This is a genomic window from Nocardia fusca NBRC 14340 (assembly GCF_001618425.1).
In the GTDB taxonomy this organism is placed as follows: Bacteria; Actinomycetota; Actinomycetes; order Mycobacteriales; family Mycobacteriaceae; genus Nocardia; species Nocardia fusca.
Genome location: NZ_BDCU01000023.1, coordinates 101113 through 119879, shown reverse-complemented (window position 1 = coordinate 119879; position 18767 = coordinate 101113). Strand labels below are relative to the sequence as shown.

General features: G+C 68.1%; 21 protein-coding genes and 1 pseudogene. 4 read left to right on the top strand and 18 right to left on the bottom strand.

Translation table 11 applies throughout. From position 1 onward, the window contains the following. Positions 1-15: 15 nt before the first annotated feature. Both NF4_RS14625 and NF4_RS14620 read right to left on the bottom strand, forming a co-directional pair. The gene (locus NF4_RS14625; protein WP_063127887.1) at positions 16-516 is read right to left on the bottom strand and encodes a YbaB/EbfC family nucleoid-associated protein; all 501 of its coding nucleotides are present in this window, start codon (positions 514-516) and stop codon (positions 16-18) included. Between the two features lie 19 nt (positions 517-535). Beyond that, positions 536-856: a hypothetical protein gene (locus NF4_RS14620; RefSeq protein ID WP_063127886.1), complete on the bottom strand. Its 321-nt coding sequence runs from the start codon at positions 854-856 to the stop codon at positions 536-538. Between the two features lie 174 nt (positions 857-1030). Between NF4_RS14620 and dtd the strand changes: the two genes are divergently transcribed. Continuing rightward, positions 1031-1474, top strand: coding sequence for a D-aminoacyl-tRNA deacylase (gene dtd / locus NF4_RS14615; RefSeq protein WP_063127885.1), 444 nt, complete (start codon positions 1031-1033; stop codon positions 1472-1474). A gap of 56 nt (positions 1475-1530) precedes the next feature. Here the strand turns inward: dtd and map are convergent, their stop codons facing one another. From map to rpsH, 9 genes are all read right to left on the bottom strand, one after another. Next, complete coding sequence (map, locus tag NF4_RS14610) at positions 1531-2331, bottom strand: type I methionyl aminopeptidase (RefSeq protein WP_063127884.1); 801 nt, start codon at positions 2329-2331, stop codon at positions 1531-1533. A gap of 52 nt (positions 2332-2383) precedes the next feature. Continuing rightward, on the bottom strand, positions 2384-2944 hold the full coding sequence (locus tag NF4_RS14605; protein WP_039822471.1) for an adenylate kinase: 561 nt from the start codon (positions 2942-2944) through the stop codon (positions 2384-2386). Further along, positions 2941-4266, bottom strand: coding sequence for a preprotein translocase subunit SecY (gene secY / locus NF4_RS14600; RefSeq protein ID WP_063127883.1), 1326 nt, complete (start codon positions 4264-4266; stop codon positions 2941-2943). The genes NF4_RS14605 and secY overlap by 4 nt, the downstream gene beginning before the upstream one ends. Before the next feature lie 166 nt (positions 4267-4432). Beyond that, positions 4433-4876, bottom strand: a complete 444-nt coding sequence (gene rplO, locus NF4_RS14595; RefSeq protein ID WP_063127882.1) for a 50S ribosomal protein L15 — start codon at positions 4874-4876, stop codon at positions 4433-4435. Between the two features lies 1 nt (position 4877). Beyond that, positions 4878-5057, bottom strand: a complete 180-nt coding sequence (rpmD, locus tag NF4_RS14590; RefSeq protein WP_030522647.1) for a 50S ribosomal protein L30 — start codon at positions 5055-5057, stop codon at positions 4878-4880. Between the two features lies 1 nt (position 5058). Next, complete coding sequence (rpsE, locus tag NF4_RS14585; protein WP_030522648.1) at positions 5059-5706, bottom strand: 30S ribosomal protein S5; 648 nt, start codon at positions 5704-5706, stop codon at positions 5059-5061. A gap of 46 nt (positions 5707-5752) precedes the next feature. Further along, complete coding sequence (gene rplR / locus NF4_RS14580; protein WP_063127881.1) at positions 5753-6160, bottom strand: 50S ribosomal protein L18; 408 nt, start codon at positions 6158-6160, stop codon at positions 5753-5755. A 2-nt stretch (positions 6161-6162) separates the two neighbouring features. Continuing rightward, positions 6163-6699 carry a 50S ribosomal protein L6 gene (rplF, locus tag NF4_RS14575; RefSeq protein WP_063060509.1) on the bottom strand — a complete coding sequence of 179 codons (537 nt, stop codon included), beginning with the start codon at positions 6697-6699 and terminating at the stop codon, positions 6163-6165. A gap of 15 nt (positions 6700-6714) precedes the next feature. Beyond that, positions 6715-7113 (bottom strand): 30S ribosomal protein S8, encoded by a 399-nt coding sequence (rpsH, locus tag NF4_RS14570; protein WP_039822465.1) that lies wholly within the window; start codon positions 7111-7113, stop codon positions 6715-6717. 254 nt (positions 7114-7367) lie between these two features. Between rpsH and NF4_RS14565 the strand changes: the two genes are divergently transcribed. Further along, positions 7368-7775, top strand: coding sequence for a hypothetical protein (locus tag NF4_RS14565; protein ID WP_063127880.1), 408 nt, complete (start codon positions 7368-7370; stop codon positions 7773-7775). 179 nt (positions 7776-7954) lie between these two features. On the opposite strand, the gene NF4_RS39280 is transcribed toward NF4_RS14565, so the two are convergent. Then, complete coding sequence (locus tag NF4_RS39280; protein WP_232330476.1) at positions 7955-9013, bottom strand: MSCRAMM family protein; 1059 nt, start codon at positions 9011-9013, stop codon at positions 7955-7957. Beyond that, positions 9008-10459 (bottom strand): annotated as a pseudogene (locus NF4_RS39275) (MFS transporter); the annotation flags it as partial. The pseudogene NF4_RS39275 and the gene NF4_RS39280, both read right to left, overlap by 6 nt. A gap of 342 nt (positions 10460-10801) precedes the next feature. Between NF4_RS39275 and NF4_RS14555 the strand changes: the two are divergent. Then, entirely contained in the window at positions 10802-11932 is a 1131-nt protein-coding gene (locus NF4_RS14555; RefSeq protein ID WP_063127879.1) for an alkaline phosphatase family protein, read from the top strand. On the opposite strand, the gene NF4_RS14550 is transcribed toward NF4_RS14555, so the two are convergent. The 3 genes from NF4_RS14550 to NF4_RS14540 form a co-directional block, all read right to left on the bottom strand. Beyond that, positions 11919-12377 (bottom strand): helix-turn-helix domain-containing protein, encoded by a 459-nt coding sequence (locus NF4_RS14550; RefSeq protein WP_063127878.1) that lies wholly within the window; start codon positions 12375-12377, stop codon positions 11919-11921. The genes NF4_RS14555 and NF4_RS14550 overlap by 14 nt on opposite strands. Before the next feature lie 22 nt (positions 12378-12399). Beyond that, on the bottom strand, positions 12400-13626 hold the full coding sequence (locus tag NF4_RS14545; protein ID WP_063127877.1) for a cytochrome P450 family protein: 1227 nt from the start codon (positions 13624-13626) through the stop codon (positions 12400-12402). A gap of 158 nt (positions 13627-13784) precedes the next feature. Beyond that, positions 13785-15755, bottom strand: coding sequence for a TPM domain-containing protein (locus NF4_RS14540; protein WP_157120322.1), 1971 nt, complete (start codon positions 15753-15755; stop codon positions 13785-13787). Positions 15756-15936: 181 nt separating this feature from the next. On the opposite strand from NF4_RS14540, the gene NF4_RS14535 reads away from it, so the two are divergent. Continuing rightward, positions 15937-16629 carry a class I SAM-dependent DNA methyltransferase gene (locus NF4_RS14535; protein ID WP_063127876.1) on the top strand — a complete coding sequence of 231 codons (693 nt, stop codon included), beginning with the start codon at positions 15937-15939 and terminating at the stop codon, positions 16627-16629. Between the two features lie 80 nt (positions 16630-16709). Here NF4_RS14535 and NF4_RS14530 read toward each other — a convergent pair whose 3' ends face one another. Together NF4_RS14530 and NF4_RS14525 are read right to left on the bottom strand one after the other, a co-directional pair. Continuing rightward, complete coding sequence (locus NF4_RS14530) at positions 16710-17045, bottom strand: hypothetical protein (protein ID WP_063127875.1); 336 nt, start codon at positions 17043-17045, stop codon at positions 16710-16712. Positions 17046-17541: 496 nt separating this feature from the next. Further along, positions 17542-17949, bottom strand: coding sequence for a hypothetical protein (locus tag NF4_RS14525; protein WP_063127874.1), 408 nt, complete (start codon positions 17947-17949; stop codon positions 17542-17544). Positions 17950-18767 lie beyond the last annotated feature (818 nt).

The following is an 18767-nucleotide window of genomic DNA, read 5'->3' as shown; positions in this document are numbered from 1 at the left end:
GCCGATTACCCGGGTTCACCAGCTGGAGTCGGTGACCGACTTGCCCCGGCGCGTACCGTCCGGCTCGTCCCAGCCCGGCGGCGGGCCGCTGCCGTCGAAAACCTGCCGGCGCGCCGCGGTGGCGGGTCGCTCGGTGGACGCGGCGACCGGGTTCGGTATCTCGATATCGGTCAGGCCCTCCACCAGGTCGGAGAGTTTAGGCATCCGAGATCGCTGGATATCCAAGGGCGACATCAGATCGGTGGTCTTCTCCGAGATCTGCCGGACCGCCCGCTGGGTGGCTTCCACGACCGCCTTGGCGATCTCCGAGTAGCTCAGTTCGTCGATATCGGCGGAGAATTTCACATCGATCACCGTGTTGTCCGCGTTCACGGTGACGGTGACCTTCTTGCCCCGCGCCGTCGCGCTGGCGGTGAGTTCGGCGCGCTGCTGCTGGATGCGCGCGATGGTGCGCATCTGCTCCCGCACGCCGTCCATGATCGCGGCCAGTTCGGCTTTGGCCTGCTCGTTGGTCATCGTCGCGGAACCGCCCGGCTCAACGTAGGCCGTCGCGGTTGCCGTCTTCCATGTCCTGCAGGTAGTCGGCGCTCTCGACCTGACCGTCGTGGAACTGCCCCATGGTGGCGGACACATTGCCGGCGCTGTCGAGGAGGTTCTTCTTCGACGGCACATAGCCGTTGCCGTCCTGACCGACGGCGAAGGACCGACCGAGCGAATCACTGCCCCAGGGCTCACCGCGACCGTTGATCTTGGATTCGAGTTTCGAGATCACCCCGTTGATCCGGTCTCGCACCCCACCGGTACGCACGGCGGCCGCGCGAAAGGCTTCGTCGTTGTAATCGACCCTGTCGCCCATATATCCACTCCTCCCGCGTGCCGGACCTCCCCGTCCCGGCCGAATCCATCTACTCGACCATGGCAGCCGGGAGCGAATCCGGTGTGACACAGACGTGAACACGGACTTTTCCGGCGGTTGCGAGAGAGGGCCCGGATTCCGGCGCGGCGCCGTGGGGCGGCATGATCGAGCGGTATGCGAGCCCTGCTACAACGTGTGACCTCCGCTCAGGTGACCGTCGACGGCGAAGTGGTCGGCCGGATCGAGCCGCGGGCCGCCGGGATCCGCCACGGCCTGCTCGCGCTGATCGGCGTCACCCACACCGACGACGAGGCCACCGCCCGGGCGCTGGCCGAAAAGATCTGGCGCCTGCGCATTCTCGAAGACGAACGCAGCGCCGCCGATCTCGGCGCGCCGATCCTGGTGGTCAGCCAGTTCACGCTCTATGCCGACACCCGTAAAGGCCGGCGTCCGTCGTGGTCAGCGGCGGCACCGGGACCGCTCGCCGAACCACTGGTCCACCTCCTCGCCGAAACCCTTCGAGAGTCCGGTGCCACGGTGGCCGGCGGCCGCTTCGGGGCGCATATGGAGGTCGAGCTCACCAACGACGGCCCGGTAACAGTCATGCTGGAGATCTGATCCCGGCGGAGAACACCATCGGGCAACGACCGAGCGATCCGGTGCGGAGCCGGCGGCTATTCCGGGCGCAGGGTGAGAATACGCGGTCCGTCCTCGGTCACGGCGACGGTGTGCTCCCAGTGCGCCGCGCGTGACCCGTCGGTGGTCACCACGGTCCAGTCGTCGTCGAGCACCTTGGTGTCGTGGGTGCCCAGAGTCAGCATCGGTTCGATGGCCAGGACCGAACCGACCACCAGCCGCGGACCCTTCCCCGGCCGGCCTTCGTTCGGCAGGAACGGGTCGAGGTGCATCTCCTGTCCGATCCCGTGCCCGCCGTAACCGTCGACGATGCCGTACGAGCGGCCGTGTTCGGTTTCGGCCGCCCGGGTGCCGAGTTCGATCGCGTGCGAGACATCGGTCAGCCGGTTGTCCGGGACCATGGCCGCGATACCGGCCACCATGGACTTCTCGCAGGCCACGCTGAGCAGCCGGTCGGCCTCGATCAGGTCACCCACGCCGAACGTCCACGCGGAGTCACCGTGCCAGCCGTCCAGCACCGCGCCACAGTCGATGGACACCAGATCGCCGGGGGCGAGCACCTCGGTCTCGGTCGGGATCCCGTGCACCACGCGATCGTTCACCGAGGCGCAGATGGAGCCGGGAAAGCCGTGGTAGCCCTTGAACGAGGGCACCGCGCCGGCGTCCCGGATCACCTGTTCGGCGATCCGGTCCAGTTCGAGCGTGGAGACCCCGGGCGCGGCGGCCGCACGTACCGCGACGAGCGCGCGACCCACGACGGCGCCCGCCGCCGCCATCGCGTCGAGTTCACCGGCGGAGCGGAACGGAACGACCTTCTTGTTCTTTCGACCGAAGACCATATCGGGTCAGCTCCCCATCGCCGAAGGATTACCGCCGCACCCGCGGCCGGGGCTAACCGGTCGTGGCATTACGACCCAGTGCCTCCAGGGCCCGCGCATTGACCTCGTCGACCTCACCGACGCCGTCCACCGAGACGACCAGGCCGTCGTAGTAGTTCAGCAGCGGCTGGGTCTCGTCCCGGTAGATCCGCAGCCGGGTGCGGATGGTTTCCTCGTTGTCGTCGGAGCGACCCCGGGCCAGCATCCGATCGACCACCGTGTCCTCGGAGACCACGAAGCACAGCACCGCGTCGAGTTCGCTGCCCAGATCGTCGAGGATCTTGGCGAGCGCGTCGGCCTGGTCGACGGTGCGGGGGTAGCCGTCGAGCACGAACCCGCGCGCGGCGTCGGGCTCGGCAACCCGGGACCGGACCATACGGTTGGTGACATCGCTGGGCACGAGTTCGCCCGCGTCCATGTAGCGCTTCGCTTCGAGACCGAGCGGTGTCTGCTCGCTGATGTTCGCGCGGAAGAGGTCACCCGTAGAGATATGTGGTACGCCCAGCTTTTCCGATAGCAGCACGGCCTGAGTGCCCTTGCCCGCTCCCGGCGGCCCGAGTAGTACAACTCTCACTTGAGGAACCCTTCGTAATTGCGATTCATGAGTTGGCTTTCGATCTGCTTCACGGTGTCCAGGCCGACGCTCACCATGATGAGCACGGCGGTACCACCGAACGGGAGATTCTGCGCCGCGCCGCCGGAACCGCCCATATCGAGGAACACGTTCGGCAGTACGGCGACAAGGCCGAGGTAGATGGAGCCCGGCAGGGTGATCCGGCTGAGCACGTAGGTCAGATGATCGGCCGTCGGCTTACCCGGGCGGTAACCCGGGATGAAACCACCGAACTTCTTCATCTCGTCGGCGCGTTCCTCCGGGTTGAAGGTGATCGCGACATAGAAGTAGGTGAAGAAGACGATAAGGCCGAAGTAGATCGCGATGTACACCGGGTTACTGGGATTGACCAGGTACTTCTGGATGATCTCCTGCCACCAGCTGGGCTCTTCGGCGGTGGTCGACCCGGTCAGCTGGGCGATCAGATTCGGCAGGTACAGCAGCGAGGACGCGAAGATGACCGGGATAACGCCCGCCTGGTTCACCTTCAGCGGCAGGTAGGTCGACGAGCCGCCGTACATCTTGCGGCCGACCACCCGTTTGGCGTACTGCACCGGGATACGGCGCTGGCCCTGTTCGACGAAGATGACCGCGATGATGATGAGCAGCGCGGCCACGCATACGAGGCCGAAGACGAGCCCGCCGCGGCTGTCCAGAATCGACTTACCCTCGGACGGGATACGAGCGGCGATACCGGCGAAGATCAGCAGCGACATACCGTTGCCGACACCGCGTTCGGTGATCTGCTCACCGAACCACATCACCAGGGCGGCACCCGCGGTCATCACCAGGACGATGATGATCATGCCGAAGACACTGGTATCGGCCAGGATGTCCTGCTGGCAGCCCTGTAGCAGCTGACCGCGCGCGGCCAGCGCCACCAGACCGGTGGCCTGCAGAATCGCGAGCGCGATCGACAGGTAGCGGGTGTACTGCGTCATCTTGGTCTGGCCGGCCTGGCCTTCCTTGCGCAGTTCCTCGAACCGCGGGATGACGACGGTCAGCAGCTGAACGATGATGCTCGCTGTGATGTAGGGCATGATGCCGATGGCGAACACCGACAGCTGCAGTAGCGCACCACCGGAGAACAGGTTGATGAGCTGGTAGATGCCGGCGGAGTCACCACCGGAGACCAGGTCGATACATTCCTGGACCGCCCTGTAGTCGACCCCGGGCGACGGTAGCGCGGCACCGAGGCGGTACAACGCGACCAGCCCCAGCGTGAAGAGAATCTTCCGCCGCAAGTCCGTAGTCCGGAAGGCCGTAACGAAGGCGGAAAGCACAGATCCTCCTGGCGAACGACATGGTCAGGCCATGGAATTTTTCAGCGTGTCCCGGTCGGAAATCGCCGAACCCATGACGGGTCTTGGCAGACAACACTTGAACTCTAACAGTGACGCCGGACGAGCCTGCACTCGTCCGGCGCCCTGTCGTCGAAACCGGCGAACGTCAGCCCAGTTCGGTGGCGGTGCCACCGGCGGCGGTGATCTTCTCCTTGGCGGAGCCGGAGAACTTATCCGCACTGACCTGAACGGCGACGGAGATTTCACCCTCGCCGAGCACCTTGACCAGCTGGTTCTTGCGCACAGCGCCCTTGGCGACCAGCTCGTCCTTGCCGACGGTCCCCCCTTCGGGGAACAGTTCGGCGATGGCACCCACGTTCACGACCTGGTACTCCACCCGGAACGGGTTGGTGAAGCCCTTCAGCTTCGGCAGCCGCATGTGGATGGGCATCTGCCCACCTTCGAACGCGGCCGGCACGTTCTTGCGTGCCTTGGTGCCCTTGGTGCCGCGACCCGCGGTCTTACCCTTGGAACCCTCACCGCGACCGACGCGGGTCTTATCGGTTTTCGCGCCCGGAGCGGGCCGCAGATGATGCAGTTTGATGGTCATGTCAGACCTCCTCAACAGTTACGAGGTGGCGCACGACATTGATCAGACCGCGGTTCTGCGGGTTGTCCTCACGGACAACCGACTTGCGGATACCCCGCAGACCCAGGGTCCGCAGGCTCTCGCGCTGATTCTGCTTGGCGCCGATCGAGCTCTTGATCTGGGTCACCTTGAGATCTGCCATATCAGACTCCTTGTCCGGCACGGGCACGCAGCATGCCCGCGGGAGCGACGTCCTCGAGCGGCAGACCACGGCGAGCCGCGACCTCTTCCGGCCGCTGCAGCATCTTGAGCGCCGCGACGGTGGCGTGGACGACGTTGATCGCGTTGTCGCTACCGAGCGACTTGGCCAGGATGTCATGGATGCCCGCGCATTCCAGCACGGCACGCGCGGCGCCACCGGCGATCACACCGGTACCCGGAGAAGCCGGGCGCAGCATGACCACACCGGCCGCCGCTTCGCCCTGCACCGGGTGGGTGATGGTGGAGCCGATCATCGGGACGCGGAAGAAGCCCTTACGCGCTTCCTCGACACCCTTCTGGATGGCCGCGGGAACTTCCTTGGCCTTGCCGTAGCCGACACCGACCAGGCCGTTGCCGTCGCCCACGATGACCAGAGCGGTGAAGCTGAAGCGCCGACCACCCTTGACCACCTTGGAGACACGGTTGATCGCTACGACGCGCTCGAGCTGGTTCTTCTCGGCGGGGTCGTTACGACGGTCGCCACCGCCACGGCGGTCGCCGCCCCGGCGGTCGCCGCGACCCCCGTCGGGGGCATTGGAGTTCTGTCCGGCGGGTCCGTTTCCGCCGTCACGCCGCTGACGTCCCGGCATCAGACGTTCCTTCCGTTCACACAGGTATGTGCAGTCATGTTGGTCATCAGAACTTCAACCCGCCTTCCCGAGCGGCATCGGCGAGCGCCGCGATCCGGCCGTGGTAGTCGTGGCCACCGCGGTCGAACACCACGGCCTCCACACCGGCGGCCTTGGCACGCTCGGCGATCAGTTCGCCGACCTTCTTGCCCTTGGCGGTCTTGTCGCCGTCCAGCGCCCGCACGTCGGCCTCGATGGTCGACGCCGAAGCGAGGGTGCGACCGGCGGAGTCGTCGACGAGCTGCACGTGCAGGTGCCGCGAGGAGCGGTGCACGATCAGCCGCGGACGCGCGGTGGTGCCCTCGATCTTCTTGCGCAGGCGGAAGTGGCGACGCGTCTTGGACAGCCGCCGGCGAGTGGAAGCATCCTTGCCCAGCGGAATGCGCTTGGCCTTCTGATTCTCGGTTTGCGCCATGATCACTTACCCGTCTTTCCGACCTTGCGGCGAACGACCTCACCGGCGTAGCGGATGCCCTTGCCCTTGTACGGGTCGGGCTTGCGCAGTCCGTGGATGACCGCCGAAATCTGGCCGACCTTCTGCTTGTCGATCCCGGATACGGAGAACTTGGTGGGCGATTCCACCGCGAAGGTGATGCCCTCGGGCGCCTCGATCGGCACCGGGTGGCTGTAGCCGAGGGCGAACTCGAGGTTGCTGCCCTTCTGCTGCACGCGGTAGCCGACGCCGAAGATTTCCATCTTCTTCTCGTAGCCCTGGGTGACACCGGTGACCATATTGGCGATCAAGGTCCGGGTCAGGCCGTGCAGCGAGCGGCTGCGACGTTCGTCGTCCGGGCGGGAGACCACCAGGCGGCCGTCTTCCTGCGCGACACTGATCGGCTCGGCGATGGTCAGCGACAGCTGGCCCTTGGGGCCCTTCACCGCGACGTCCTGGCCGTTGATGGTCACTTCCACGCCCGCGGGAACCGCGACGGGATCTTTACCGATACGCGACATTGTCCGTACCTCCCCTTACCAGACGTAGGCGAGGACTTCCCCGCCCACTCCCTGCTTGGCCGCCTGGCGGTCGGTGAGCAGACCGGTCGACGTGGAGATGATCGCCACGCCGAGGCCGCCCAGGACCTTGGGCAGGTTGGTGGATTTCGCGTACACGCGCAGACCCGGCTTCGACACGCGGCGCAGACCCTGCAGGCTGCGCTCGCGGCTGGGGCCGTACTTGAGGTCGACGACGAGGTTCTTACCCACGGTCGCGTCCTCGGTGCGGTAATCGGCGATGTAGCCCTCGCGCTTCAGGATCTCGGCGATATTCGCCTTGAGTTTCGAATGCGGGGCCTTCACCTGATCGTGGTACGCCGAATTGGCGTTGCGCAGACGAGTCAGAAAGTCTGCGATCGGATCGGTCATGGTCATAGTTCGACCTCGACACCTTTCTCGCTGCGGTTCCCATACAACACCCACGCCAGTGGGCGCGGGCCGTGGGCCTACAGCAATTCGGCTGGTCCGGACGGCAGTCGCCGCCGGATGAGTTCGCATCGCCCGGGCAGCCACGTCAGGCCGCCCATGGACACAGAAGTGCCCTGGCAACCGGTCTAGTGTAGGAGCTGGCTCGAGTAGGACAAAATCAGGGCCCCGGAATACCCCCTTGACCAGGTAATCTGGCCGATATGACGGAGAAGGGGAACTTCGAGGACCGGCTTTCGGCCCTCGAGAGTGAAATGGGAGATATCAAGCATCGATTGCAGCGCAGCGAGAAGGATGCGGCTGCGGCTCGGGTGCTTGCGGGCGGGGCGGATCGCGACACCTCGGAGCTTCGGATCGAGCTGCGGGAGTTCCGTGAACAGAACATGCGTCTTCACAACGCGACCAGGTCAGATATCGCCGATATCCGCGGCGACATCACCGGGATCCGCGGCGACATCACCGACATCCGCGGCGAACTCGGACAGCTGAACGGCAGGGTCGACACATTGACCCTGGAGATGCGGAGCGAGTTCGACATGCTGACCACCGGCCAGCAGCAGATCGTGAACCTGATCACGCTCGCCCTCGACGGTAAGGGCGGCGACCGGTAGGCGAAGGCCTGGACAACCGCACGCGCGGTTCCGGCCCCGCGAGTCCTACAGCAGGGCCGGCCACGAATCGGTGATTACGTGCGCAACCCGCGCCGAGTTCACCCGACGGTATCGAAGCGACCAGGGCCCCGGAGCAGTTGCTCCGGGGCCCTGGTTCGTTCAGCTTCCGTACCCGGAGCTCACCAGGAGCTCTTGTGTACCTCCGGCAGCTCGCCGAACTGTTCGCTGTCCACCTCGTCCGGGCCGTCCGAGCCGGGGAGCGGTTCCGCGCGCAGGTCCATATCGAGCCCGTCCACGTCGTGCTCGCCGACGTGTACCTGGGCCGTGGACGGCGCGTACCCGGTCGCCACGACCGTGTAGGTGCCCCCGTCCAGGTTCCCGAACGCATAGGACCCGTCCGCGTCCGTGGCCACGGTCTCGATCACATTGCCGAGGGAATCGGTCAAGGTGACCCGGGCCTGCGCCAGCGGCCGGCCGCCGCCGCGCACCACGCCCGCCACCCGCACGCCCGGGCGCAGCAGCACCTCGAGCAGTACGGTGTCCCGGCTGCTCACCCGCGCCGACACCGCGGTCGGATGGTAGCCGAACGCGCTGACCGCCACGGTGAACTCGCCTTCGGGCAGGCCCGCGAGGTCGAATCCGCCGGTGCCGTCGGATTCCGCGGCGGCCAGCACCTCACCGCGCATATCCAGGGCGGTGACGGTGGCGCCGGACACCGGGGCGCCGTCGCCGATACGCGCGACCGTGCCGGTGAGGCCGGCGAGCGTGGTGAGGGTCACGTCGTAGGAGACCGGGTTGCTCCCCAGGATCGCGGTGGACGCGTCGGGGCGGCGCCCCTCGGCCGAGGCGATCAGCACATACGTACCGGGGGCCGGGGCCGTGATCTCGTAGAAACCGTCCGGCCCGGACAGCGCCCGGCCCAGTTGCCGGCCCGACGGCGAGATCAGCGTGAGAGTCGCGCCGATCACGGCGACACCCCGCGCGTCGTTTACTCGGCCGAACAGGATGGATCCGCTTCCGCTCGGCTGCGGCGCAGTTCCGGCCGAGGCGGTCGCGTCGGTTTCCGCCGCGGCGAAGGACGCCGGCGCCGGTTCGGGGGCCGCGTGCCGCGGGGCCGCGGTGGGCACCGAACCGTTGGCCTCGGGCCGGCCCGCTTCGGCATCGCCGACGACCCGCTCGGCTTCCACCGAGAGACCGGCCGGAGCGGCGGGAACCGCTTCGGCGACCGCGTGCACCATGTCGGGTTTCGCGGTCTCGGGTTGTGCGCCGGCGACCGCGGCCGCGGCGGCGCGTTTGGCGGTGGGGATGGTCAGGGCGATGACCGCGGCCGCCGCGGCGACCCCGCAACCGATCAGGATGCCGACCTTGAAACCGTTCTCGGTGGGCACCGAGATCCCACCGGCGAAGGTGGTGCTCATCTCGGCCAGCACCGCGCCGATGGCCGCCGACGCCACCGAGGTACCGATCGAGCGCATGAGGGTGTTGAAGCTGTTGGCGGCCGAGGTTTCGGTGATCGGCACCGCGCTCATGATCAGTGCGGGCATGGCGCCGTAGGCGAAGCCCACGCCGAGACTGATGATGATCGCGCCGACCATCAGGCCCCAGGGCTCACCCATGAGCGGTACCGAGGCGCCGTATCCGGCCGCGATGATGATCGCGCCGAGGATCAGCGTCACCTTGGGCCCGGCCAGCGCGGACAGTTTCGCGCTGAGCGGCGAGGACAACATCATCATCAGACCACCGGGCGCCATCCACAGACCCATGGCGACCATCGACTGGCCCAGGCCGTAGCCGGTGGCCTCCGGCAGCTGCAGCAGCTGCGGGAAGATCAACGCCTGCGCGAACATCGACATACCGATGACGATCGAGGCGGCGTTGGTCAGCAGTACCCGGGGACGGGCGGTGACGCGCAGGTCGACCAGCGGATCACGCGAGCGCAGCTCCCACGCGCCCCACAGCAGCAACACCACCACGGCGGCGACGAACAGGGAGATCGTCGTGACACTGGTCCAGCCCCAGCTCGCGCCCTTCGATACGGCCAGCAGCAGGCAGACCAGGGCGGCTCCCAGACCGAGTGCGCCCAATACGTCGAACCGGCCGCGCTCGGCCCGCGGCGGCGTCGACGGCACCACCGCGAAGATCAGCGCACCGGCCACCGCCGCCAGCGCTGCGACGCCCCAGAACAGGTAACGCCAGCTGCTGTATTCGACGACCGCGGCGGCCAGCGGGAGCCCGAGCGCGCCACCGACGCCGAGCGAGGAACTGATCAGCGCGATACCGGAGCCGAGTTTGGCCGGCGGCAGGAGATCGCGCAGGGCGGCGATACCGACCGGGATCAGGCCCACGCCCATCCCCTGCAGACCGCGGCCGATCAGCATCGGCCACAGCGAAGAGGACACGGCACAGATCACCGAGCCGATGACGAGCGGGACCACCGATCCCACCAGCACGGGCCGCTTACCGAGCAGATCACCGAGCCGGCCCGCGACCGGGGTCGTCACCGCGCTGGCCAGCAGGCTCGCGGTCACCACCCAGGTCGCGTTCGAGGGTTCGGTGTTCAGGATCTCCGGTAGCTGCCCGAGCAACGGCATCACCAGGGTCTGCGTCAACGACGCCACGATCCCGGCGTATGCGAGCACCGCCAGTACCGCCGCGGGGCGGACGACGGGTTCGGGTTTGGTCACGAGCGTGCTCCTCGATATGCGAAAGTCAGCCGATGTGCATCGTACACATAACATGCATGATGCAATCTAACCAATTCGCCCGTGTGAACATTTCGCACCGTCCGGGTCGAAGGGGAGCAGAACGCGCTACCGAGTCACGCCGCTCGGCGGCATCCCCAGACACGGCTTCCCGCACGCGCGATAGACCATGAGGATCGCCGCCGGCCGATCACGTCGACCCCGGCCGACCGGCAAGATCCCGCATCGCGACGAGCGCGACGGCAGGGGCAGGATGCCGGCCCCGCAGCCGATCTTCCCGCGGATTCCCTCCTGGCTCGCCCCGGTACTGCACCATGGGAACCTGTGCAGTACACGCTCGCCGATATCCTCCCCTCCATCGCCGCGTCGTTCGGGCCGGATTCGCCCGGCCCACTCGGCCTCGCCCCCAACCGGGACGTCGTGTTGCTGCTGATCGACGGTCTGGGCGCCGAACTACTCGCGCGCCACCGTGACCTCGCCCCCACGCTGGCGGCGCACCTGACCACCACGCTCACCGCCGGTTTCCCGGCGACCACCGCGACCAGCCTCACCAGTCTGGCGCTCGGCGCGCCCTGCGCGACGCACGGCATCATCGGCTACAGCTTCGCCGTGCCCGCCGCCGACGGCATGCGGCTGTTCAACTCCCTGCGCTGGCGATTCGACTCCGCGACCGGTGACGACGCACGCGAGACCTACCCGCCCGAATCGGCGCAACCGCGCCCGAGCCGCCTGCAGGACCTCGCCGCGCGCGGCGTGGAGGTGCACTATGTGGTCCCGGAGTATCAGGTGCGCTCCGGCCTGACCCGGGCATCATTCCGCGCACCTGGAATCCTGCACCCCGCCACCACGCTCGACGAAGTCCGCGCCGGAATCCTGGCGGTCGCCCGTCATCCGGGTACGGGTTCGCGATTCGCCTACGCCTACTTCCCCGACCTCGACTCGACCGGTCACCTGCACGGACCCGAATCACCCGAGGCCCTGGCGGTCCTGCGGGATATCGACGCGTTCGCGGCCGGACTACTCGGCGAACTGCCCGGCACCTGCACCCTGCTGGTCACCGGCGATCACGGGATGATCCACGCCGGCCACGCGATCGACCTCGACGACTCCGAGGTGCTGCACCGCGACGTAGCCCTGATCGCGGGCGAGGCCCGGGTCCGCCACATCTACCTCGAACGCGCCGCCGCGCGAGCCGACGCGCTGGCGACCTGGCGGGAGCAGCTGTCGGGGCACGCCCAGGTGGTGACCCGTGAGCAGGCCCTGGACGAGCACTGGTTCGGCCCCACGCCACCCACTCCGGTGATCGCCGACCGGATCGGGGATCTCCTCGCCGTCGCGCAGGGTCGCACCGTGCTGGTGCGACCCGAGCACGAACCACTGGAGTCGGCAATGGCCGGCCACCACGGCGCCCGGACGCCGGACGAACAATTGGTGCCGCTCATCATTTCGCCCTGAACGTCGGCACAGGGTCCCCGAGTCGGCCACTGCCGGTACCGGACTCGGCCGTGCTCGCCGCAGTCGATCCGCCGTACACCGCCCAGACCCGCTTCTGGTACTCCCGTGGTGTTTCGCCGTAACGCGCTTTGAACGCCTCGGAGAACCAGGTTCGGGTGAACCCGCAACGCACCGCGACCTCTCCGACAGCCATCGCATGCGGTCCGTTGCGCGTCAGCAGATCCCGGGCGATGCGCAGGGTCTCGTCCTGGCGCACCTCCCGATATGTCGTCCCGGCCTGGTGCAGCGCGAGCCGCAACTGCCGCGGGGACCAGTCGAGCGACCGGGCGACCTCGGATAGACGTAGATTCGCGGTACCGGCGTTCTCGCGGACGAAGCGCCGCACCTGCTCCGCCGTTTCGGCAGCATGCGCACGTTGCGGGCCCAGATCCCCCACCGCGATCATGCAAAGCAGTTCGGCGATGCGTTCAGGTTCCCCGCGCGGTGCTGTACGGCGGGTCGAGGTATACCGGGAGGGAGAGCGGGCCACATGTGATGATCTGCGGGCTGTAGGGAATCAGGTCCGGGTGGCAGGCGAGGGCCAGTCGTGGAAATGCTTGGAACAGTGTGGTCAGCGCGATGCGTCCCTCCAGCCGCGCCAACGGCGCGCCGAGACAGAAATGCGGTCCCTTGCCGAAGGCCAGTTGGTCGCGGTGGTCGCGATCGATATCGAAGACTTCCGCCTCCGGGTACCGATCGGGGTCGCGGCCGACACCGGCGTACCAACCCACTATCGCGCCGGCGGGTATATCGACACCGTCGATGACCACGTCCCGCAGAGCGTAGCGGTTGAACATCACACACGCCGGCGACCGGTATCGCAGCATTTCCTCGATCACGTCGGCCCACCGGTTCTCGCGCCGGGCCCGGGCAAGTTCGCCCGGATGTGCGCACAGGGTCACCACCGCGTTGCCCAGCAGGTGCACGGTGGTTTCGTGCCCGGCGCTGAGGACGAGCCACAACATATCGACCATCTCCTCGTCGCTCAGCGCACGGTCCGCGTCGGCCGCCAGCAGCGCGGTGGTGAGATCGTCGCCGGGAACACGGCGTTTGCGCGCAAGCAGTTCGGCGAGGTAGGCGCGCATCTCGGTGAGTGCGGTTTGCATCTCCTCGCCTGTGCTCGTATGGGAGACGAGCATGCCCACCCAGCACCGGATCTGGTGCTGTTCACCCCGCGCCACCCCGAAGAGTTCGCAGATCACACGCACCGGTAAGGGGATGGTGAACGCCGTGGTGAGGTCGACCTGTCCGGTCTCGGTGGGTAGATCGTTGACGAGTTCGGTCGCGATCTGCCGGATACGCGGTTCCAGCGCGGCCGTACGCGCCGGGGTGAACGCGTGCCCGATCGCCCGGCGCAACCGCCGGTGGTCCTCGCCGTCCCGGTTGAGCATATGGTCGGAGTCGGTCAGCGCACGCAGCGGCCAATCCGGGGGGATGGTGCCATCGCGGAGCGCGGGGCAATTCCTGGCGTCTTTGCTGAATACGGTGCCGTCACCGGCCAGGATCTCGCCGACGGCCCGGTGGCCGACAGCGAGCCAGGCCGGCACGTTCCCGGGCAGTTCGATGGGCACGACGGAACCGCGGCGGCGCAGTCGGTGGTAACTGTCGAAGATGGTTTCTCCGGCCGCGGGCAAGGCGATGGCGGGCTCGAGCATGGTCTTTCTCCCCGGGGTTGTCGAGCGTGGTCAGGTGCCGGATGGCAACGGCTCCATCGTCATGGCCCTCCACCGCACCGGCACCCGAAGCCGGCATTTTCTTCCTCGAAACGTAAAACCGCGCACTGATACCGACACGCGGGCGGTTCCGTGGCCGCTCAGAAACGTCCGCCGCGGCTGATCCGCCGCGATCCGCCCGACCCACCGAACGACCCCGCGCGGTACCCACCGCGGTGACCGCGACCGCCGCCCATCCCGCCGCGCAGCATGCTGTCGATGAGGATGCCGCCCAGGATCGCACCGGCCTGCGCCCCGCCCGACGGCGACCGCCGGACCTCCCAGGTCCGCACCCCGGCCTGCGCTTCCTGCAGTGCGCGACCGCCGAGATCGGCGGCCCGGCGCGCATGATCGAGCGCGGCGGCCGGGTCCGCGGTGCGCAACCGCCGCGCCTCGTCGAGGTGCCGCTGGGCCTCCGACAGCCGGGTGCGCGGCATCGCGTCCATCGCGCCCCGGCGGGTGGCGATGAAATCGCCTGCTATCCGGACCCGGGCGGCCGCGTCGCCGAGCGCCTGATCCAGCCGGCGCGTCAGGTCCGCGGCGGCCGTCTTCCGCTTCCCGGCCGCGGCCAGCGCGCGATCCAGGTCCCCGTCGGCGGCGACCGCGTCGTGGTAGACACCGAGCGGGTCGGCCGCGGCGGCGGTGTCCGCACGCGCCAGCACGGTCCTGGCGGCGGCGACGGCCGTCGCCAGGTCCGGACCGCCGTGTTCGGTGAGTTCGGCGGCGGCACCGAGATCACCGCGCAATTCGTCGAGGACGGCGGGCAGGCCCGCCCGCGCCTGCTGGATATGGGCCGCCGCGCCGTCCACGGCGTCGAGCAGAGTGCGGGCCTGACCGATCGCGCCCTCGGCCGCCCGGATATCGGCGACCGCTCCGCCCTGCTCACCCACGGGCCGGGCGATTTCCCGCCGGCCGTCGTCGACGCAGTCGTCGGCGAAAGCGATCCGCTCCCGGGCCATGGTGACGTTGTCGGCGATCGGTGCGAGCACACTGGCCGGATGGGCGCCCGAGAGCCGGGCCAGTTCGGCTTCCGATGCCGGGAGGCGGCCGGTGAGGTCGACGATATCGCGGGTCAGCGCGTCCAGCCGGGGCCCGGCATCGATGAGCAGATCGCGCATCGCGTCGAACTCGGCGACGCGGGCGTCGAGTTCGCGGTCGGCGTGACCGGCGGTGGTGATCAGATCGATCAGCAGTGTGCGCTGTTCGTCCGGCGTTTCCGGGACGGCGTCGTCGAGCCGCTGTCGTATCGTGAAGGCCTTCGCCGTGGCAGCTCGCGCGTTCTCCAGCGCGGCGTGGAAGGGCAGCACCGCCGGCCCGCCGAATTCCCCGACAGCCAGGTCCAATTCCTCGGCGCTGGTCCGTACGGCGTTGTCGAGTTCGACGAGGATCTCCCGCGACCGCGCGTGCAGCGCCGCGAGCGGTAGCGCCGCGAGGGCGGTGGGGTCGGTGGGATCGATCTGCCGGGCCTGTTCGAGTTCGGCCCGGTCCCGGGCCCGGCGCCGGTAGCGCCGATACAGCAGCAGACCTGCCAGGGCGAGCACGATCAGCGCGCCGATGAGCAGCACCGGACCCGTACTCACCCCGCCCCCACTCATTGCCGAGCCGATCCCCTGGGCCGCGGCGACGCCCGCGTCGGCCCACCGGCTGTCGCGCAGCGCGGGCTCCACCCGCTCGGTGAGCAGCCGGTCGACCTCGGATTCACCGACCCCGGCCGGGCGCTCACCGTCGAAGGCGTAGGCACGATCCCGGGTGGCGACCGCCAGCAGCAGATCCCGGTTGCCGAAGCCGGATTCCCGCGCGGTCTGCGTGGCCCAGTCCTGTGGGCTGTCCCCGGCGAAATCGTTCACGTAGGCGACCCAGAGCCGCACCTTGTGATCGGCATAGAGGGTATGGACCGCCGCGCGGACACGCTGTTCGTCACCGGCGTCGAGCGCACCGGCCGAATCGGTGACGTAGGTGTCCATCCGGGTGGGCTGCTCCGCCGCGGCGACCGGCGCCGCCACCGCGGTGACGCACACGAGGCCGAGCACGAACCACGCGATCCGGCGCAGCGGGTTGTTCGAGGTCGGCATATCACCGAATGTAGCGCGCGGGGGTCCGCGGGCCAGCGGTCACGGTGTCGGGTCCGCCACCGTTTCGCAGTGAACGGCCACCGATACAAATAAGAAACACCGACCAACTCTTGTCTCGATAACTTCCGGACGGGCCGGAAATCCGTTGCACGCGCGCCGGGCGGCCCCGCACGATGGGGCCATGCCGACCTTCGCCGATTTCGACCGTCGCCACTACCGAACAGTCGATGTCGCCACCGGCTACGACGGATGGGCACCCACCTACGAGCAGACCGTGCTCGACGATATGGATCTCGCGCTGCTCGACCGCCTGCGCCGGCCGGCGTGGCCGCAGCTGCGGCGGGCAGCCGACCTGGGTTGCGGCACCGGCCGCACCGCGGCCTGGCTGCGCGAGCGTGGCACAGCACAGATCGACGGCATCGACCTCAGCGAAGGTATGCTGCGACGCGCCCGGCGGCGCGGTATCCACACCGAGCTCACGCAAGGCGATGTCCGCGATACCGGGTTCCCCGGCGCCGCTTATGATCTCGTGATCTCCTCGCTGATCGACGAACATCTGCCCGAACTCGCGCCGTTCTACACCGAAGCGCGCAGACTGGCCGCGCCCGGCGGAGTATTCGTCCTGGTCAGCTACCATCCGCAGTTCATGATGGTCACCGGTATGCCCACCCACTACACCGGCTCCGACGGCGAACCCCTGGCCATATCCACCCACCTGCACACCTTCGGCGATCATGTGACGGCCGGTGTCGCGGCCGGATGGCAGCTGGCCGAACTCGCCGAGAGTTCGATCGATGACACCTGGATCGCCGCAAAACCCAACTGGGCGCACCTGCGCGGACATCCCTTCACGATGGCGTCGGTCTGGATCTGATCGAACCCGCCCCGAACATACGCGCCGGACCGCCCGGCCGGAATCGGGGTTTCGCCGGCCGGGCGGTGATCACCCGCGGATCAGCGGGTGACGGTGACACTCACCCCCGGCGGCGCCGCGATCGGCTGGTCGATGATGACCGACAGGGTCGATCCCGGATGGTCGGCCGCTCGGCCGGCGTACTCGGTGATGCTCTCACCGAGACGTTGTTTCGCTTCCGGGGTGAAGTTGGGTGGCAATGCGCCGAGCACCGGGCCGAGGTTCAAGTCCTCGATCGCCCGGGCCTCCGCGTCGGTGAGGTGCACGGCGACCGCTTCCTCGGAGCGATCGACCGACAGCGCCGAAGCCGGGCCGCTCCCGAGAACGAGACAGCCGGCCGAAGCCGCGAGGACGGCCAGTGGAAGGTGGAATCTCACGAATATCTCCTGTGTAGTCGTTTGATCGTGGGTGTCCGATGTGCTCTTGCGCCGCCATGGACGGCAGTCGGCAGGGCCCTTGTCCGCTCGGGCGACCGAGCGCCGGGCCGAAAGCGAAAAGGGCTGTTACGTTCGGCGCGTTCCTTTCTGCGGGACCGGCGCCGGGATGGGAGCATCCGTTGCCGGACAGCTCCGCCGACGCCTTTCGGAGGCGCGAAAGCCACCGCTGCGAGACCGCCGGAGCAGAAGCGGACAGCGCGCGGGCGGAGACGGTCCGTGACGAACGAATCGATGCGCACGACCGGCGCGGGCCCGACACCGGCTTTCCGTTCGCCTGGGCCCGCATCCGGCAGGTCACGATCACGGACCGGTACCCGGGGTCACCCGCGGTACGCGCACCAACCCAGCACAGCCGTCTCCGAGATCGCACGTCCCGATGTCGGGGCAGCCCGCAGCGGCGGGGCGGGCATCGGCCCGCCTGCTCGGCGCAGACCTGTCATCTCCGGCAGACGCACAGACGCAGCAGAATCTCTTCTCCGGTCGCGGCCGGAGAGGACGCCGGTAGCACCCGCGACGAGGTGCGGCGCGCGTAATCCAGCAGTCCCACAACAAGACCCATGAAGATCAGCGCAATAGACCACAGGTCACCCGGCCGGGGACGCGGCACCGCGGCACGCGCGCAGGCGTAGCGGCAGTGCACGGACTGCCCGCCGGATTCGCCGGGCCGTTCGACCTCGGATTCGGCCGAATTACTTTCCGCGACAAAGAAGGACACGAGCGAGACATAGGTGGTTTCCCGCGGATCGACCATCTGGCCGTCGCGGACCTCCAGCGTCAGCACCACCGCGGCGAAAACGAGCACGAGCACCCGCAGCAGCTGCGGCGCCCGCGCGATATGCCTCACAGTTGCCGATACTAACCGAAGCGGTTCGCGCCCGGTTTATCCGGTTCTCTTCGCCGCTGGGAACGAATTCGACTATGCCGCAACGCCTACCGGTTCGAGCACGGCCGCCCTGGTCCGCACTCGGCCGCCACTACCGCTGCATCACGCAGGGCCCACGCCGAGGACAAGCACACCGCGCATGCCCGGGCTCAGGAGTCATTGCTGCTTCTCGTGGGCGGTTTGCTTCGTGCATAGCCGGCCGCCCGACTCGCCACCACGATCTCTTTCCTCGTGACGACCTGAGCACGGCCTGATCTGCCGAAGACGGGATAACCGGGCGCATCGAGAAGCCGCCGAGGGAACGCCGCCCTAACCGGGATCTCTGTGGTCCGGCTGCGCGGCAGGATCAGTGACGGTCGCCGGCGAAATACTATCCGGCCCGGCCCCATCCGGTGACGAGAGCTGATATTCGATGGTCTGCGGGAACGGGTCTCCTGCGGGTGTATCCCGAGCGAACGGAGGAGTCGCACCCGACAGGCTCACGTATCCATCCACACTTTCCCGAACGGATAGCCCGAATTGGTCAGGGGTTCGGGTATAGGCCGCTCGCGGCGGGGACTCACGGTCCGCGCGAGTCGGCCATCCGAACCCGATCCATGCACGCACGATCAGGTCGAAGCATTCGCCCGCGACCTCCGAAGCCACGCCGGTGAGCCAGTACGCGATGTCGAAGAACTCCGCATCGACTTCCGGATCGGCATCTTCGCAGGGCAGAATCACGCCCCGGTGTAGCCGCGCCTCCGGGAGCTCCGGATGCACCAGTGACAATGCCGATTCGG

Excerpts from the sequence above, each read along its gene's own strand:
- NF4_RS14545 (WP_063127877.1), bottom strand. The coding sequence starts at position 13,626 with ATGCTCGAGCCCGCCATCGCCTTGCCCGCGGCCGGAGAAACCATCTTC.
- rplO (WP_063127882.1), bottom strand. The coding sequence starts at position 4,876 with ATGACCATCAAACTGCATCATCTGCGGCCCGCTCCGGGCGCGAAAACC.
- NF4_RS14625 (WP_063127887.1), bottom strand. The coding sequence starts at position 516 with ATGACCAACGAGCAGGCCAAAGCCGAACTGGCCGCGATCATGGACGGC.
- NF4_RS14550 (WP_063127878.1), bottom strand. The coding sequence starts at position 12,377 with ATGATCGCGGTGGGGGATCTGGGCCCGCAACGTGCGCATGCTGCCGAA.
- rpsE (WP_030522648.1), bottom strand. The coding sequence starts at position 5,706 with ATGCCGGGACGTCAGCGGCGTGACGGCGGAAACGGACCCGCCGGACAG.
- NF4_RS39280 (WP_232330476.1), bottom strand. The coding sequence starts at position 9,013 with ATGGTGCACGCGGTCGCCGAAGCGGTTCCCGCCGCTCCGGCCGGTCTC.
- dtd (WP_063127885.1), top strand. The coding sequence starts at position 1,031 with ATGCGAGCCCTGCTACAACGTGTGACCTCCGCTCAGGTGACCGTCGAC.
- NF4_RS14535 (WP_063127876.1), top strand. The coding sequence starts at position 15,937 with ATGCCGACCTTCGCCGATTTCGACCGTCGCCACTACCGAACAGTCGAT.
- rpmD (WP_030522647.1), bottom strand. The coding sequence starts at position 5,057 with ATGGCAGATCTCAAGGTGACCCAGATCAAGAGCTCGATCGGCGCCAAG.
- rplF (WP_063060509.1), bottom strand. The coding sequence starts at position 6,699 with ATGTCGCGTATCGGTAAAGATCCCGTCGCGGTTCCCGCGGGCGTGGAA.
- rpsH (WP_039822465.1), bottom strand. The coding sequence starts at position 7,113 with ATGACCATGACCGATCCGATCGCAGACTTTCTGACTCGTCTGCGCAAC.
- NF4_RS14565 (WP_063127880.1), top strand. The coding sequence starts at position 7,368 with ATGACGGAGAAGGGGAACTTCGAGGACCGGCTTTCGGCCCTCGAGAGT.
- rplR (WP_063127881.1), bottom strand. The coding sequence starts at position 6,160 with ATGGCGCAAACCGAGAATCAGAAGGCCAAGCGCATTCCGCTGGGCAAG.
- NF4_RS14540 (WP_157120322.1), bottom strand. The coding sequence starts at position 15,755 with ATGCCGACCTCGAACAACCCGCTGCGCCGGATCGCGTGGTTCGTGCTC.
- map (WP_063127884.1), bottom strand. The coding sequence starts at position 2,331 with ATGGTCTTCGGTCGAAAGAACAAGAAGGTCGTTCCGTTCCGCTCCGCC.
- NF4_RS14620 (WP_063127886.1), bottom strand. The coding sequence starts at position 856 with ATGGGCGACAGGGTCGATTACAACGACGAAGCCTTTCGCGCGGCCGCC.